The organism is Halomonas sp. Ps84H-12 (assembly GCF_024124725.1).
In the GTDB taxonomy this organism is placed as follows: Bacteria; Pseudomonadota; Gammaproteobacteria; order Pseudomonadales; family Halomonadaceae; genus Vreelandella; species Vreelandella aquamarina.
In genome coordinates, this window is the sequence record NZ_JAMXSJ010000023.1 from 24,170 (window position 1) to 38,541 (window position 14,372).

The window sequence follows — 14,372 nt, forward strand, 5'->3', positions numbered from 1 at the left end:
AAAACGCTCGTTTGCTGTTAAAGTGAACACTGTTTGATAACTTTCTTTCCCCCTGCGGACTGTGTAGCGTTAGGCTACGAGCCGCCGTCATCAGAGCTTGACCACTACCCATGATCAGACAACGCACATTACAAAACGTCATCCGCGCCACTGGAGTGGGTCTGCACTCTGGCAAAAAAGTCCACATGGCTTTGCGCCCGGCGCCGGCCAACACCGGCATTGTGTTTGTCAGAACCGATCTGGACCCAGTGGTACACGTGCCTGCCCGTGCCGAATTGGTGGAAGACACCATGCTATGCACAGCGCTCTGCCATGAAGGCGTTAAAGTCGCGACCGTTGAGCACTTGATGTCAGCCTTTGCCGGTTTGGGGATTGATAACGCCTACGTCGATATCAGTGCGCCCGAAGTGCCAATTATGGACGGCAGTGCCAGCCCCTTTGTGTTTCTGATTCAGTCAGCGGGCATTTTAGAGCAGGAGGCAGCGAAGAAATTTATCCGCATTAAGCGTCGGGTTAGCGTTACCGATGGTGATAAAGAGGCTACCTTTTTGCCTCACCAAGGCTTCAAGGTGTCATTTGCTATCGACTTCGACCACCCGGTCTTTGAACAGCAGAAGCAAACGGCGCTGATCGATTTCTCAACCACATCGTTCGTGAAAGAAGTCTCTCGTGCACGAACCTTCGGTTTTATGCGCGATTTAGAGTACCTTCGCTCGAACAATCTGGCGCTGGGCGGTAGCTTAGAAAACGCCATTGTGGTGGATGACTACCGTATTGTGAACGAAGGCGGCCTGCGCTACGAAGACGAATTCGTCAAACATAAAGTGCTAGACGCCATTGGTGACCTTTATCAGCTTGGTTACAGCCTGATTGGCGAGTTCCGAGGTGTTAAATCCGGCCATGCGCTGAATAACCAGCTTTGCCGGGAGCTGATGGCGCAGCCCGATTCGTATGAAATCGTTACGTTTGAAGAAGAGAAAGCAGTGGCGCCTATTTCCTATGCCGCTCCTGTCATGGCGTAATGAGGCATAAGGCAAAATGTTGGGGGAGTTGAGTTGACATAACGAAACGGCCCCCCACTTTATAAAGCATCGCTAAGGCGGTGCTTTATGCGTTTAAGGGGTCGCGTTGCTAAGGTTTTGGTTCTGTAGATGTAGAGCGCGCGTGAGAAGCAAGCCGCTCCAGGGCGTTTTTTAACGCGGGGTTGTCGGTGTCTTTGGCGCATTCGGCCAGGGTTTTGCCCGCATCATCTGACAGTGTGCGCGTGTAACGCTTAGGTGACTCGATCGGGCGCACTGGACGAACTTTGAGCGTAAACCCTGTCACGCCTTCAAAGCCCGGTAATTGGTGAAGCAGTGACAGTAGCTGCGACTGCTCGTAGCGTAGCCACGTTAACCAGCTGGCTTGTCCGCTGATCAGCGTAAGGCGTCCGTTGCTGAAGCCGCCGACGAAAATGTGCTCGCGCATCTCTTCAGGCAAATGGGCGCGAAGGTGGCGTTGCGCTTGATCAATTAAGCGTGATTGGCGCATTAGCTGTCCAACGCCGCCAGACTTGGTCAGCAGTTGGGCAATGGGCTGTGCGCGAGAACGCTTAACCTTTATACTCATCAACTTAATTCCTAGGGTGTTGCTAGTGACGTCGTACTGGCGAATACAAACAGCGCCTGTGATTGACCGCCAATGAAAAGAGCCTAACACGCTCGGGAGCCAGTCCACAGCATGTCATCAACGTCAGAGATAGTATCTGCTTCGCCAAGGCGTCAACGACGCTATGGCTTAGCGCGTTGGTGGCTGGCTGGCCTGTTGGTGAGCTGCTTATTGCCCGCTAGTTTACACCCTTCAGATGCATTGAGAAGCAGTGGCCGCAATGTCTGCATCTGCTTTTGGATGCCTGCGATGCTACGGGCTCAATCGCACTGGATTGCCAAGAAGCGCCGTGCGCTTCGTCGCTGGGCTAGTCGCCAAACGCGCCGATTGCCCAGCGTTTGCAGCCGTCCTCTATTACTACCGCTGATCACGCTTCGACTTGTTGCTGCCAGCGATGTAGTGACCCCTCGTGGCCCGCCCGCCGAACAACGCATTGGTTAACATTACGCCTATTTGCCTTATATAAGGGCGCACCTGGATGGGTCGCTCACGATGATCTGGAAATTTCATGATTAATAACTTGTTACGTAAAGTGGTCGGCTCTAAAAACGACCGTGAAGTAAAGCGCATGTATAAAAGCGTGCAGAGCGTTAATGCGTTAGAAGAGACCCTGGCGGGCCTAAGCGATGCGGAACTTCAAGCGAAAACCACTGAGCTGCGTCAGCGGTTAGACGATGGGGCGACGCTGGATAGCCTGCTTCCAGAAGCCTTTGCTGTCGTTCGTGAGTCCAGTAAGCGAGTAATGGGCATGCGCCACTTTGATGTGCAGATGATCGGTGGTATGACCCTGCACCGTGGCCGTATCGCGGAAATGAAAACCGGTGAAGGTAAAACCCTAGTCGCCACGCTGTCAGTCTACTTGAACGCATTGACCCGTAAAGGCGTTCACGTGGTAACGGTGAATGACTACCTCGCCCGCCGTGATGCGGAATGGATGCGCCCGCTTTATGAATTCTTAGGGCTAACGGTAGGCGTTATCTTTGCAGGGCAAACCGGCGAAGAGAAGCGCTATGCTTATCAGTGCGACATTACCTACGGCACCAACAACGAGTTTGGCTTTGACTATCTTCGCGACAACATGGCGTTTTCGCTGGAAGATAAAGTCCAACGCGGCCTGCACTACGCGATTGTGGACGAAGTCGACTCCATCCTAATTGATGAAGCACGTACGCCGTTGATTATCTCCGGTGCGGTAGACGAGAACACCGACCTCTACGGCATCGTGAACCGCCTCGCCCAACAGCTCGAGCAGGGTGAAGTCTCCGAAGATGACGAAGCACCGGTGAGCGGCGATTTCGTGCTCGACGAAAAGCAGAAGCAGGTGGAGCTGACCGAACAGGGTCACAATAAAGTCGAAGAGCTCATGCGGGCCGAAGGGCTGCTGGGTGAGGGCGAATCGCTCTACGCAGCGCAAAACCTCAACCTGCTACAGCATATGCACTCGGCGCTGCGCGCTCTCCATCTCTATCATCCGGACGTTGATTACATCGTTGCCGAAGGGCAGGTGGTGATTGTCGATGAGCACACCGGCCGTACCATGCCGGGGCGCCGTTGGTCTGAAGGTCTGCACCAGGCCGTGGAAGCTAAAGAGGGCGTTACGGTTCAGCGTGAAAGCCAAACGCTGGCGTCTACCACCTTCCAGAACTACTTCCGCCTGTATGAAAAGCTATCGGGCATGACGGGCACGGCGGATACCGAAGCCTTCGAATTCCGTCAGATTTACGGTCTTGATGTGATCGTCATTCCCACCAACCGCCCGCTGGCGCGTAAAGATCTCAACGACCTTGTGTACCTGAGCGCGGAAGAGAAGTACGAAGCCATCATCAAAGACGTGAAAACAGAGACCGAAGCGGGCCGCCCAGTGCTGGTGGGTACCGCCTCTATCGAAACGTCTGAGTATCTGGCGCGCCTAATGCGTGAGGCAGGGCTTAAATTCAACGTCCTAAACGCCAAGCAGCACCAAAGTGAGGCAGAAATTATTGCTCAAGCTGGCCGGCCCGGTGCGATTACCATCGCTACCAACATGGCGGGTCGCGGTACTGACATTATGTTGGGCGGTAACTGGGAAGCCGAAGCCGCGAAGCTGCAAAACCCTAGCCAAGCACAGCTTGATGCGCTAAAAGCCGAATGGCAAAAGCGCCACGACGCGGTGCTGGAAGCTGGTGGCTTGCACGTGGTGGGCTCTGAGCGCCACGAATCCCGCCGCATCGATAACCAGCTTCGTGGCCGTGCAGGCCGCCAGGGCGATCCGGGTTCCACACGCTTCTTCCTCTCTTTGGAAGATAGCCTGATGCGCCTATTCGGCTCCGATCGAGTGAAGCGCTTAATGCAGGCGCTGGGCCTTGAGCGTGGTGAAGCCATTGAACACAAAATGGTCTCTAATGCGGTAGAGCGCGCTCAAAAGAAAGTGGAAGGGCGTAACTTCGATATTCGCAAGCAGCTGCTTGAGTACGACGACGTAGCCAACGACCAGCGCCGCGTGATTTACGAGCAGCGTAACGAAATTCTAGCGTCTGACGATGTCTCCGCCGCGGTGGTGGGTATTCGTGAAGAGGTGATGGAAGACGCGATTAGCGAGTACGTGCCGCCCCAGAGCCTGGCTGAGCAGTGGGACCTGCCCGGCTTGGAAGCCCACTTGAAAACCGAGTTCAATCTCGTCGCGCCAGTGACGCAGTGGGCCGAGGAAGACGAGCGCTTTAGCGAAGAGAAGCTGCGTGAACGTCTGCAAACCATGCACCGCGAGGCCTATGAGGCTAAAATCGAGTCCGCAGGTGCGGCATTGATTCGCCGCTTCGAGAAGCAGGTGATGCTCCAAGTGCTGGATACCCGCTGGAAAGAGCACCTGCAGTCCATGGACCACTTGCGTCGCGGTATCCACCTGCGTGGTTATGCACAGAAGAACCCCAAGCAGGAGTACAAGCGCGAATCCTTCGAGCTGTTCCAACATCTGCTGACCAATATCAAAGCCGATGTCACGCGTATTCTCAGCCACGTTCAGGTGCGTCAGCCAGAAGAAGTGGATGCCCTAGAGCAGAAACGCCGTGAAGAGCTTGCTCGTGAAAAAGCGACAGCCGCCAGCCTCCACGATGCGCCTGATGCCGGTACTAGCGAGACAGCGCCCGGGGTTGATGGCCGTCCGCTGCGCCGGGAAAACCCGAAAGTTGGCCGCAACGACCCCTGTGTGTGTGGCTCGGGTAAAAAATATAAGCAGTGCTGCGGCAAATTAAGCTAATCACGTATGGCGTAAGCGAACGTAGAGGAGAGAAACATGGCGGTGGGAAACCTTCCCTTTCCGGAATTGCCACCCCTCAGTGGGGTGCGCCTGGGCACTGCAATGGCGGGCATTAAGAAGCCGGATCGCCGTGATATGGTGGTGATTGAGCTACCTGAGACTGCCACTGTGGCGGGTGTTTTCACCCGCAATGCGTTCTGTGCTGCTCCGGTAGTGGTTGCCAAGCAGCATCTTGAGCAGTGCGCCAGTAGCGGCCTTGCGCCTCGTTATTGGTTAATTAATACCGGTAATGCCAATGCGGGGACGGGTGAGGCTGGCTTGCAAGATGCTTATGCCAGCTGTGCTGCTGTCGCTGAGCAGGCAGGTGTTGAGCAGGCTCAGGCGCTGCCGTTCTCAACGGGGGTGATAGGTGAGCCGCTGCCCATGGAACGCCTGCTGGCAGGCTTGCCGGGTGCGTTTGATACGCTGGCCGACTCAAGCCAAGCATGGCAGCAGGCAGGTGAAGGTATTCTAACCACCGACACCCGCGCAAAGGGAGCCACGGTGACCGTTGATATTGGCGACCATCAGGTCACCATCAACGGGATTACCAAAGGCTCGGGCATGATTAAACCCAACATGGCCACCATGTTGGGGTTTGTGGTCACCGATGCGGCGATTGAGCAGCCCTTGCTCGCCACGCTACTGCGAGAAACGGTGGATCGCTCGTTCAACTGCATCACTGTGGATAGCGATACCTCTACTAACGATGCCTGCATGTTAGCGGCGACCGGCACGGGCGCGCGTATTGAAAGCGACGAGCACATTACCGTTTTCCGTAACGCTCTGCAGCGGGTGATGACCGAACTCGCCCAGGCGATTATTCGCGATGGCGAAGGGGCGACCAAATTCGTCACACTACAGGTGAATGAGGCCAGCACTCGCCAAGAGGCGTTGGATGTGGCGTTTACCGTAGCTCACTCGCCTCTAGTAAAAACCGCGCTCTACGCCTCGGATGCCAACTGGGGGCGTATTTTGGCGGCGGTGGGTCGAGCGCCGGTTGAGGCGTTTGATGTTAGCCGGGTCGTGATTGACTTAGGCGATGTGCGCCTAGTGGAGAACGGTGGCCGCGCCGGTAGCTATACCGAAGCGGCTGGCAGTGCCGTCATGGCCGAGGAAGAGATCACAATTCGCATTAATTTGGGGCGTGGTGACGAGTCCGCTACCGTGTGGACCTCGGATCTCTCCCATGACTATGTGTCCATCAACGCGGATTACCGCAGCTAAGGCTGCGGCAACGTGCTAACGCAGCGAGATAGCGCCGTGCAATATAAAGGCGGCGCGCACAAAGTGGATAAGACGTAATGAGTGTAATGGTAAAACGACGGGTTCATGTCGCGGCAGCTGCGATGATCAGCGCCGATCAAAAGCACGTGCTGATCGCGCGCCGGCCTTCCAACGTCGATCACGGCGGTCTTTGGGAGTTTCCCGGTGGCAAGCTAGCCCCTTATGAAACTGGGCTGGAAGGCCTTAAACGTGAGTTGCATGAAGAGTTAGGCGTTGAGATTGTTCGTGCCCAACCGCTCATTCGCGTTCACCATGAGTATCCTGATAAGCACATTCTGCTCGATGTGTGGCAGGTGCATGAGTTTGCTGGCGAACCGTTTGGTCGTGAAGGCCAGGCGGTGCGCTGGGTGCCGATGAATGAGTTGGTGAACTACCCGTTCCCAGCGGCGAACCTGCCCATTCTGCGTGCGGTGATGCTACCCACCGAGTACTTGATTACCGGTGAAGAGCCTGACGATGAGCGCTTCGCGTCGCTGCTGGAGCGCGCTCTGCGCGAAGACAGTATTCGCCTTGTGCAACTGCGTGCCAAAAGCTTAGATGACGCGGCCTATGTTGCCCGTGCTGAGCGAGCGCTCAAGCTTTGCCGTGAGTACGGCGCTAAGCTGCTGCTCAACGGTGAGCCAACGCTGCTGGACCAGGTCGATGCGGATGGTATTCATCTGACCAGTGCGCGTTTAATGCAGCTGGACCGACGCCCGATTGCGGAAAACAAGTGGCTGTCCGCCTCCACGCATGATCAAAAGCAGCTCTCCCAAGCGGCAGTGCTGGGCTGTGATTTTGTCACGCTTTCTCCGCTGCGCACCACGCCATCACACCCGGAAGTGGCTCCGATGGGCTGGCACGACTTCCAACAGCTGGTGGAACGTGCCGGTATGCCGGTATTCGCGCTGGGCGGTATGACCCGCTTTGACGCCAACCACGCTCGCGCGGTGGGTGCTCAGGGTATTGCGTCGATTCGCGACTTCTGGAAATAAATTTCTGGATATAAGCGATGTCGGCTTGGTACTTATAGAAAAGCGCTGATAGCAAAACGCCTGCTCTGGTAACAGAGCAGGCGTTTTTGATTTTCAGATGCTCGAATAAGCTTAATCGCGGTAGCGGCGGGTTAGGTCGCCATAAGCGTCGACACGGCGATCGCGCAGGTAGGGCCAAATACGGCGGGTGTTTTCGCTACGCGCCATATCCAGGCTCACGACCAACTGCTCAGTCTCTTCACCGGCATGGGCTAGTAGCTCACCTTGTGGGCCGCAAATAAAGCTACCGCCCCAAAACGCGATACCATCACCCACGCCGGAGTGGTCGGCCTCAAAGCCTACGCGGTTTGCCACCAAGACGGGCAGGCCATTCGCGACGCCGTGGGCGCGCTGAATCAGCGTCCAGGCATCTTTCTGGCGGGTTTTTTCCGCGTCGTCGTCATTAGGATCCCAGCCAATAGCGGTGGGGTAGAGCAGTAGCTCAGCACCCGCCAGCGCCATTAAGCGGGCGGCTTCCGGGTACCACTGGTCCCAGCACACCAGAATGCCTAACCGACCCACTGAGGTGTCAATCGGCGTAAAGCCCTCTTTGCGTGCGTCGTCGGCGTCGCCAGGGGTGAAGTAAAACTTCTCATAGAACCCTGGGTCATCTGGAATATGCATCTTGCGGTACTGGCCAACCCGCCCTTTGGCGCGGTCGTACACCACGGCGGTGTTGTGGTAGAGCCCCGCCGCGCGCTTTTCAAACAGCGAGCCCACCAGCACGATATCCAGCTCTTTTGCCAGTGCCGCCAATCGCTGTCCCGTCGGGCCATCCAGCGGTTCGGCGAGATCAAACAGTGCCGGGTCTTCATATTGACAGAAGTAGTGGGTGGCGTGCAGCTCTTGTAATAGTACGAGCTGTGCCCCTTGGCTGGCTGCTCTGCGAATGCCCGCCTCGCTTTCGGCCAGGCTGAGCGCTTTATCGGGCCATGCGGCTTGTTGAATCACCGCCACGTTAAGTGTCTGGGACATGCTGCCCTCCTTAAGAGTGAGTGGTCGCAGGCACAAGCGTACCTTTGGGTAGCTGCATGGTTAAACAGTGCAGGCTGCCGTGCTGACGAATCACGCTGATGCACTCAATGGGGATCAGCGTATGTTCTGGAAAAGCGACGGCCAGCGCCTGCAGTGCGGTAACATCCGCTGGGTCGCCATAGGTAGGCACCAGCACCGCATCGTTGATAATCAAAAAGTTCGCATAGGTGGCTGGTAGGCGATGCCCATCTTCCGGGTCAAAACAGGCCTGGGGCCAGGGTAGCGGAATAAGCTGGTAGGGCTCTCCGTTACGCTGACGGAAGGCTTTTAACTCCTGCTCCATTGCCTGCAGGGCCGTGTAGTGCGGGTCAGTGGGGTCGTCACAACGCACATAGGCAATGGTCGAGGGGTTACAAAAGCGTGCCAACGTATCCACATGGCTGTCCGTGTCGTCGCCTTCTAAATGTCCATTGGCTAGCCACAGCACGCGGTCTACGCCAAAGTCATCTGCCAAAAGCGCTTCAACGTCTTCTCGAGAGAGCGACGGATTGCGGTTTGGGTTGAGCAGGCACGCTTCCGTGGTGAGCAGCGTGCCTTCGCCGTCAGTCTCGATAGCCCCACCTTCTAACACCATCTCCCGAGAAGAGACTGGGCAGGCCCATAAGCCCGCATCGGCTAGCCACTGGGTTAGCTGATTGTCCCGCTCAGCAGGGAATTTACCGCCCCAGCCGGTAAAGGTGTAATCCAGCAGCAGCGGCTGGTTATCTTCGTCCAATACCGTGATCGGCCCATGATCTCGCGCCCAGGTATCGTCGGTGGGTGCAACAATCAGCAGCAGCTGATGTTTGGGGATGCCGTAGGCATCGAACGTGGCGGTCAGGCGCTGATGGGTCGCCTCGTCTGGCACGCTGATGATCACGCGCTGATAGCGCGCCGTGGCAAGCACAATGCGCTCAAGCGTTGCTTCGATACGCGACAGCATATAAGCCCAGTCTCCGTCTGGACGGGGCCAGGTGAGCTGTAGGCCATCTTGAGGGTGCCATTCGGGCAATAAGCGGTGAGTCTTGGTAGCCAACGTAAAAGGTGCTCTCACTAGTCAGAATAAGCTTGCCCGGCGGGCAAGAGGGTCGGGCGCAATTTAGGGGGTTGCTCCTCAACTTGCAAGCGATACCGTTATAAAGGGAACGGCCTTGGAGAGGGCGACTCTAAGGCTGCGTTTGCACATGCAGCCATGTTAAAAAAACCGTACCATGGACGCCCATTATTAAGGAATGTAGCCATGCTTGATCGTTTGCCTTTTCTGGTGGGGCTGCGCTATGTGCGCGCTAAACGCCGGAACCACTTTATTTCGTTTATCTCCTTAACGTCGATGCTGGGGCTGATGCTAGGGGTGGCGGTACTGATTCTTGTACTGTCGGTTATGAACGGATTTGATCACGAGCTGCGCACGCGCATTTTAGGCATGGTGCCCCACACCAAAATTGAGTCCCAGGAAGGACTGGTAGAGTGGGAGGCGTTGGCAGAGCAATTAGTACAGCGCGATCGAGTGATTGGTGTGGCCCCTTACGTTGAGCAGCAGGGTATGTTCTCCGCTGGCGGCCGCAACCAAGGCGCGATGGTCAACGGCATTCATCCGGATTGGGAAGACCAGGTCTCTATTATTGGCGAGCACATGCGCCAGGGTGAGTTGGCCGACCTTGTGCCCGGTGAGTGGAATGTTGTGCTGGGTTCGATGCTCGCCCGCAGGCTAGGCGTTGGCGTGGGTGACCGCGTGACGCTGCTGGTGCCCGAGGCATCGATTACTCCGGCAGGCGTTTTCCCCCGACTGAAGCGGTTTACCGTCAGCGGTATTTTCAGCGTAGGTGCCGATCTAGACGCCAATTTGGCCTACGCCAATATTGAAGATATGCAAACGCTGGCACGTATGGGCGATGCGGTTGGTGGTTTGCGCCTAGAGCTAGACGACCTGTTTATCGCCGGTAGCGAAACTCAGGCCATTGTGAACGAGTTGGGCCCAGGCTACAGCGGCTCCGACTGGACGTTCTCCCATGGCAATCTCTTCCAAGCTATTCAGATGGAAAAACGCATGATCGCGCTGCTGTTGACCGTGATTATTGCGGTTGCCGCGTTCAATATTGTGTCGACGCTAGTGATGGTGGTGACGGATAAGCGTGCGGACATTGCCATTTTACGCACCATTGGTGCCACACCGGGCTCCATCATGGGTATTTTCATTGTGCAGGGGCTAGCGATTGGCCTGATCGGCATTGCGGTAGGCGTTACCGTGGGCATTCTGCTGGCGCTCACCATTTCCGATTTGATTGGCTGGTTTGAAACGGCGTTTGGTATTCAATTCCTGGATGCGGGGGTTTACTTCATTAGCGACCTGCCGTCGCGTCTGGAGTGGAGCGATGTGCGTGACATCGTGCTGGCCGCGTTTGGCCTGACGTTCCTCTCGACGCTTTATCCCGCATGGCGAGCTGCTCGCGTTCAGCCTGCTGATGTACTGCGCTATGAATAAGGATGCCCCGATGACGCCAACCACCTCTAACGCCGTTATGCTGGAGTGCCGTGGACTCACCCGCATTTACAGCGAAGGCCCTCAGGATCTCACCGTACTGGATCAGCTTGAACTGACCGTCCGTGCCGGTGAACGCGTTGCGATTGTAGGAAGTTCGGGTTCAGGCAAGACCACGCTGTTAAACCTGTTGGGCGGCCTAGACCGCCCGAGCGATGGCAGCGTCGTGATTGGCGGTGAGGCACTTTCGGGCCTGAATGAAGCCGCGCTGGGCCGCTTCCGCAATCAATATATTGGTTTTGTTTATCAGTTCCACCATTTGCTGGCGGAATTTACGGCGGTGGAGAATGCTGCGCTGCCGCTGATTATTCGCGGCCAGTCTAAAAAAGTGGCTGAACAGCGCGCTATGCAGATCCTAGAGCGGGTGGGGATGAAAGCGCGTGCCGACCATAAGCCGGGTGAGCTATCGGGCGGTGAGCGCCAGCGAGTGGCGATTGCCCGGGCGCTAGTGACCGACCCCAGCCTCGTATTAATGGATGAGCCGACCGGAAACCTGGATCAAACTACCGCAGCGTCTATTCTGGCGCTGATGGATGAGCTGGCCAAAGAGAGCGCCTGTGCATTTGTGATTGTGACTCACGATGTGGGCTTGGCTGCCCATCAAGACCGTGTCATGAAGCTGGATGGGGGGCGCTTGGTCGCTCAGGCATAGCGATGCGCTAGTTTAGTCGTCAAACTCTGATTCGATGCGAGCCCTGCGCCGCCGTCTTTTAAGGCGGCGGCGCTTCCAGTTATGGGAGACGTGCCAGCGCCAGATAAGGCGAATGCCAATGTTAGCGACGACCGCAAGCACAATCGCAGTAATCAGAGAGCCCAGTAGCAGCGGTGGCAAGATGTCGTGCATCTGCTCAGCTATCCAGCGGGTTGAGATGCGGGAAGGGGCCTCCCGCGCGGGCGCCCCAAGCAAAAAAGTGCCTATTCGATAATTCACATAAAAAATCAGCGGCATGGTAAGTGGGTTGGTGACCCACACAAGCCCTACCGAAAGTGCCAAATTGCAACGACTTAGCCGCGCACCCAGAGCCGCCACCACCATCTGAAAGGGGATGGGTAGCATCGCGCAAAACAGCCCGACGCTAAACGCGTTCGCAACGCTGCGTCGAGTTAGTAGCCATAAGCCCGGATCCGCAATCAGCGGTGCCATAAAGCGCAACGAACGCTGGCGCCTTAGCGTATCGGGTTTTGGCATGTAGCGCTGCAGGAAACGGCGCGGCATGTCAGGTACTCTTACTTTAGATCGTTTCTATTATCCATATAGCGTAGGGCTTCGGCTACGGCGTGCGCAGTAATGGTTGAGCACCAGGGAGGGGCGGATGGGGCAGGGCATTGCAATGCCCGCGGCATTAGCAGCGCTTGGCGGTAGCCTGTTGGCTTGGTGGGCCGGTGGGCAGGGCGGTACATGGCTGCTGCCACTGGTCCTCATGATGGCGGGGCTAAGCGTTGGCGTATGGCGGCCACGGGCCCTAGTATGGTTGCTCTTAGGCGGGTCCGTTGCCTTTAGTATTCAGCAGGAGTGGGTGCGTCGGCTGCCCGTTGGGCTGAGCGGGCAGGATATAGCGGTGCATGCCAAAGTGACCGCTGTACAGCAGCAGTCAGGGGTTCAGCGGTTGCGATTGAGTATCGAGCGCTGCACAGCCCCTGCCCATCTTCCCCGTTGTGATCAATTAAACAGCGTTCGGGTGAGCGCTTACGACCATGAGCATGAGTATGTGGTTGGCGAGCGCTGGCAAATGACGCTGCGCTTACGGCCGCCCTATGGCTTTATCAACCCCAATACTTTTGATTATGAGCAGTGGTTATGGCGTGAAGGCATCCACGCTACTGGATATATTCGCCCCGATCCTGCGCCGCAGCGGCTTACGCACGCTTCTCCTCGGCTGCGCCAATTGGCATCCGACTTTCTAGCACAGCTGCCTTTAGAGGCACGTACCCAACGCTGGCTGGCCGCATTGACGCTTGGCGATAGCGAAAAGCTTAACCAAGATGACTGGGCGCTGTTAAACGCTACGGGTACCACGCACCTCGTGGTGATCTCGGGCCTGCATGTGGGGCTGGTGGCGTCATTCGTGCTGCTGCTAGGGCGTTATGCTGCGCGTGTCGTTTCGCCTACCAACTGGCGGCTGCGCACTTGGCCCTGGTGGCTTGCTGGCGCGGCCGCCGTTGGCTACGCCGTGTTGGCCGGGTTGGCGCCACCGGCAATGCGCGCGATGATTATGACGTTGCTGGGGTTGTGGGTTCTAAGTGGCCGCCATGCACCGGGGCCCTGGCAAGCTTGGTGGCTTGCACTGGCACTGGTGCTGATAGTTGACCCGCTAGCACTTTGGCGGCCTGGGTTGTGGCTCTCGTTTATGGCGGTAGGGTGGCTGATTATTATCTGGCAGGGTCGGTCCAGGCCGCGCGGTGTAAAAGGCTGGTGCTGGGCACTGCTGCGTTCTCAACTGTTATTGGCCCCTTTAATGGCCGCAGCGGTGTTGTTTGCCTTTGGGCGTGTAGCCCCTACGGCCCCTTTGATCAACTTAGTGGCGGTGCCATGGGTCAGCTCGGTCATGGTGCCTACCGCGCTACTCGGCTGGCTGCTGTCACCCCTTCCGTTTGTTGGTCTAGTGCCCTGGTGGGTGTTTGAGCAAGCCTTAGCGGTATTTCATCAGCTGTTGGTTGTCGCTGTGGAAGCCGCACCGCTCTGGCAGCCTCCCGCGCATTTGGCCTATCCATTGGCGGGGAGCTTGGTGCTGCTGTCGCTGTGCTGGGGCTTGCCCGCCGTGCCGCGTTGGTTACGCGTGGGTGCGGCGGTACTCTTGGTGACAATTCCCTGGTGGCCGAGAGAGCAGGCGATTCCGCCGGGGCAGCTTCACGTGACGGTTTACGATGTGGGCCAAGGGCAGTTAATAGAGCTGCGCAGTGCCAATTTTCGGCTGCTCTATGATACGGGGCCACGTTTTCGCAGTGGCTTTATGCCCCTGCAAAGCCTATGGCCCCCAGGTCAAGATTTTGACCAAGTAATGGTCAGTCACGCGGATACTGACCACGCCGGAGGCGTAGATGCGCTACTAGCGGATCACCAAGTAGCGCAGTGGTGGGCGCCAGCAGGGGAGTCGCTATCTATCCCAAGCCAGCGCTGCGAGCAGGGGCAACGCTGGCAGCGTGACGGTATTACGTATCGAATACTCTGGCCACCGAGCGGTGAGAACACTCTATCCTCTAATGATCGCTCTTGTGTGTTAGCAGTGTATGCGGGTGAACATAGCCTGCTGATCACCGGTGACGTAGGGAACCAAGTGGAGCGACAGCTTCTACCGCAGCTGAATGGCAACGTGAGTGTATTGGTGGCGGGCCACCACGGCAGCGGCACCAGCTCGGGTGTTCAGTTTGTGCGCGAGACGCAGCCACATCACGTGGTTTTCAGCGCTGGGCGAGACAATGCGTTCCGCCACCCTGCCGACGACGTTGTGCGGCGCTTTCGGCAGCAGCATAGCTGCCTATGGAACACCGCCCAGGACGGCGCGCTTAAATTTACGCTGATACCGCAGCAGCCAGTCACCTTTCAGCCACTGCGGGCCTTGGCAGGTGGCCATAAGCGGTGTTGAAGCGCGCCACCATCAGG

11 protein-coding genes are annotated in these 14,372 nt (G+C 57.1%); 7 read left to right on the forward strand and 4 right to left on the reverse strand.

The genetic code is table 11. The features are described 5' to 3' along the window. Nucleotides 1–110 precede the first annotated feature (110 nt). Nucleotides 111–1,022 carry a UDP-3-O-acyl-N-acetylglucosamine deacetylase gene (gene lpxC / locus NH344_RS11965; protein WP_054641053.1) on the forward strand — a complete coding sequence of 304 codons (912 nt, stop codon included), beginning with the start codon at nucleotides 111–113 and terminating at the stop codon, nucleotides 1,020–1,022. A 109-nt stretch (nucleotides 1,023–1,131) separates the two neighbouring features. Here lpxC and NH344_RS11970 read toward each other — a convergent pair whose 3' ends face one another. Next, nucleotides 1,132–1,608 carry a DciA family protein gene (locus NH344_RS11970; RefSeq protein WP_044629195.1) on the reverse strand — a complete coding sequence of 159 codons (477 nt, stop codon included), beginning with the start codon at nucleotides 1,606–1,608 and terminating at the stop codon, nucleotides 1,132–1,134. A 547-nt stretch (nucleotides 1,609–2,155) separates the two neighbouring features. On the opposite strand from NH344_RS11970, the gene secA reads away from it, so the two are divergent. From secA to NH344_RS11985, 3 genes are all read left to right on the forward strand, one after another. Next, nucleotides 2,156–4,879 carry a preprotein translocase subunit SecA gene (gene secA / locus NH344_RS11975; RefSeq protein ID WP_253027955.1) on the forward strand — a complete coding sequence of 908 codons (2,724 nt, stop codon included), beginning with the start codon at nucleotides 2,156–2,158 and terminating at the stop codon, nucleotides 4,877–4,879. A 36-nt stretch (nucleotides 4,880–4,915) separates the two neighbouring features. Continuing rightward, a complete protein-coding gene (argJ, locus tag NH344_RS11980; protein WP_253027956.1) occupies nucleotides 4,916–6,145 on the forward strand; it encodes a bifunctional glutamate N-acetyltransferase/amino-acid acetyltransferase ArgJ in 1,230 nt (409 codons plus the stop codon). A gap of 77 nt (nucleotides 6,146–6,222) precedes the next feature. Then, nucleotides 6,223–7,179, forward strand: coding sequence for a Nudix family hydrolase (locus NH344_RS11985; RefSeq protein WP_253027957.1), 957 nt, complete (start codon nucleotides 6,223–6,225; stop codon nucleotides 7,177–7,179). Nucleotides 7,180–7,290: 111 nt separating this feature from the next. Here NH344_RS11985 and NH344_RS11990 read toward each other — a convergent pair whose 3' ends face one another. Next, nucleotides 7,291–8,193 carry a carbon-nitrogen hydrolase gene (locus NH344_RS11990; protein ID WP_044629199.1) on the reverse strand — a complete coding sequence of 301 codons (903 nt, stop codon included), beginning with the start codon at nucleotides 8,191–8,193 and terminating at the stop codon, nucleotides 7,291–7,293. Nucleotides 8,194–8,203: 10 nt separating this feature from the next. Next, complete coding sequence (locus NH344_RS11995; protein WP_172514586.1) at nucleotides 8,204–9,268, reverse strand: agmatine deiminase family protein; 1,065 nt, start codon at nucleotides 9,266–9,268, stop codon at nucleotides 8,204–8,206. 204 nt (nucleotides 9,269–9,472) lie between these two features. Between NH344_RS11995 and NH344_RS12000 the strand changes: the two genes are divergently transcribed. Then, complete coding sequence (locus NH344_RS12000; RefSeq protein WP_044629201.1) at nucleotides 9,473–10,714, forward strand: lipoprotein-releasing ABC transporter permease subunit; 1,242 nt, start codon at nucleotides 9,473–9,475, stop codon at nucleotides 10,712–10,714. 10 nt (nucleotides 10,715–10,724) lie between these two features. Next, nucleotides 10,725–11,423 carry an ATP-binding cassette domain-containing protein gene (locus NH344_RS12005; protein WP_232068246.1) on the forward strand — a complete coding sequence of 233 codons (699 nt, stop codon included), beginning with the start codon at nucleotides 10,725–10,727 and terminating at the stop codon, nucleotides 11,421–11,423. A 12-nt stretch (nucleotides 11,424–11,435) separates the two neighbouring features. Here NH344_RS12005 and NH344_RS12010 read toward each other — a convergent pair whose 3' ends face one another. Further along, the gene (locus NH344_RS12010) at nucleotides 11,436–11,987 is read right to left on the reverse strand and encodes a DUF2062 domain-containing protein (protein WP_058577888.1); all 552 of its coding nucleotides are present in this window, start codon (nucleotides 11,985–11,987) and stop codon (nucleotides 11,436–11,438) included. Nucleotides 11,988–12,084: 97 nt separating this feature from the next. On the opposite strand from NH344_RS12010, the gene NH344_RS12015 reads away from it, so the two are divergent. Next, the gene (locus NH344_RS12015; protein WP_062373433.1) at nucleotides 12,085–14,355 is read left to right on the forward strand and encodes a DNA internalization-related competence protein ComEC/Rec2; all 2,271 of its coding nucleotides are present in this window, start codon (nucleotides 12,085–12,087) and stop codon (nucleotides 14,353–14,355) included. The last annotated feature ends 17 nt before the right edge of the window (nucleotides 14,356–14,372 follow it).

Bases quoted from the DNA above. Each gene is read 5' to 3' on its own strand.
- lpxC (WP_054641053.1), top strand. From the start codon at position 111: ATGATCAGACAACGCACATTACAAAACGTCATCCGCGCCACTGGAGTG.
- NH344_RS11970 (WP_044629195.1), bottom strand. From the start codon at position 1,608: ATGAGTATAAAGGTTAAGCGTTCTCGCGCACAGCCCATTGCCCAACTG.
- secA (WP_253027955.1), top strand. From the start codon at position 2,156: ATGATTAATAACTTGTTACGTAAAGTGGTCGGCTCTAAAAACGACCGT.
- argJ (WP_253027956.1), top strand. From the start codon at position 4,916: ATGGCGGTGGGAAACCTTCCCTTTCCGGAATTGCCACCCCTCAGTGGG.
- NH344_RS11985 (WP_253027957.1), top strand. From the start codon at position 6,223: ATGAGTGTAATGGTAAAACGACGGGTTCATGTCGCGGCAGCTGCGATG.
- NH344_RS11990 (WP_044629199.1), bottom strand. From the start codon at position 8,193: ATGTCCCAGACACTTAACGTGGCGGTGATTCAACAAGCCGCATGGCCC.
- NH344_RS12000 (WP_044629201.1), top strand. From the start codon at position 9,473: ATGCTTGATCGTTTGCCTTTTCTGGTGGGGCTGCGCTATGTGCGCGCT.
- NH344_RS12005 (WP_232068246.1), top strand. From the start codon at position 10,725: ATGACGCCAACCACCTCTAACGCCGTTATGCTGGAGTGCCGTGGACTC.
- NH344_RS12010 (WP_058577888.1), bottom strand. From the start codon at position 11,987: ATGCCGCGCCGTTTCCTGCAGCGCTACATGCCAAAACCCGATACGCTA.
- NH344_RS12015 (WP_062373433.1), top strand. From the start codon at position 12,085: ATGGGGCAGGGCATTGCAATGCCCGCGGCATTAGCAGCGCTTGGCGGT.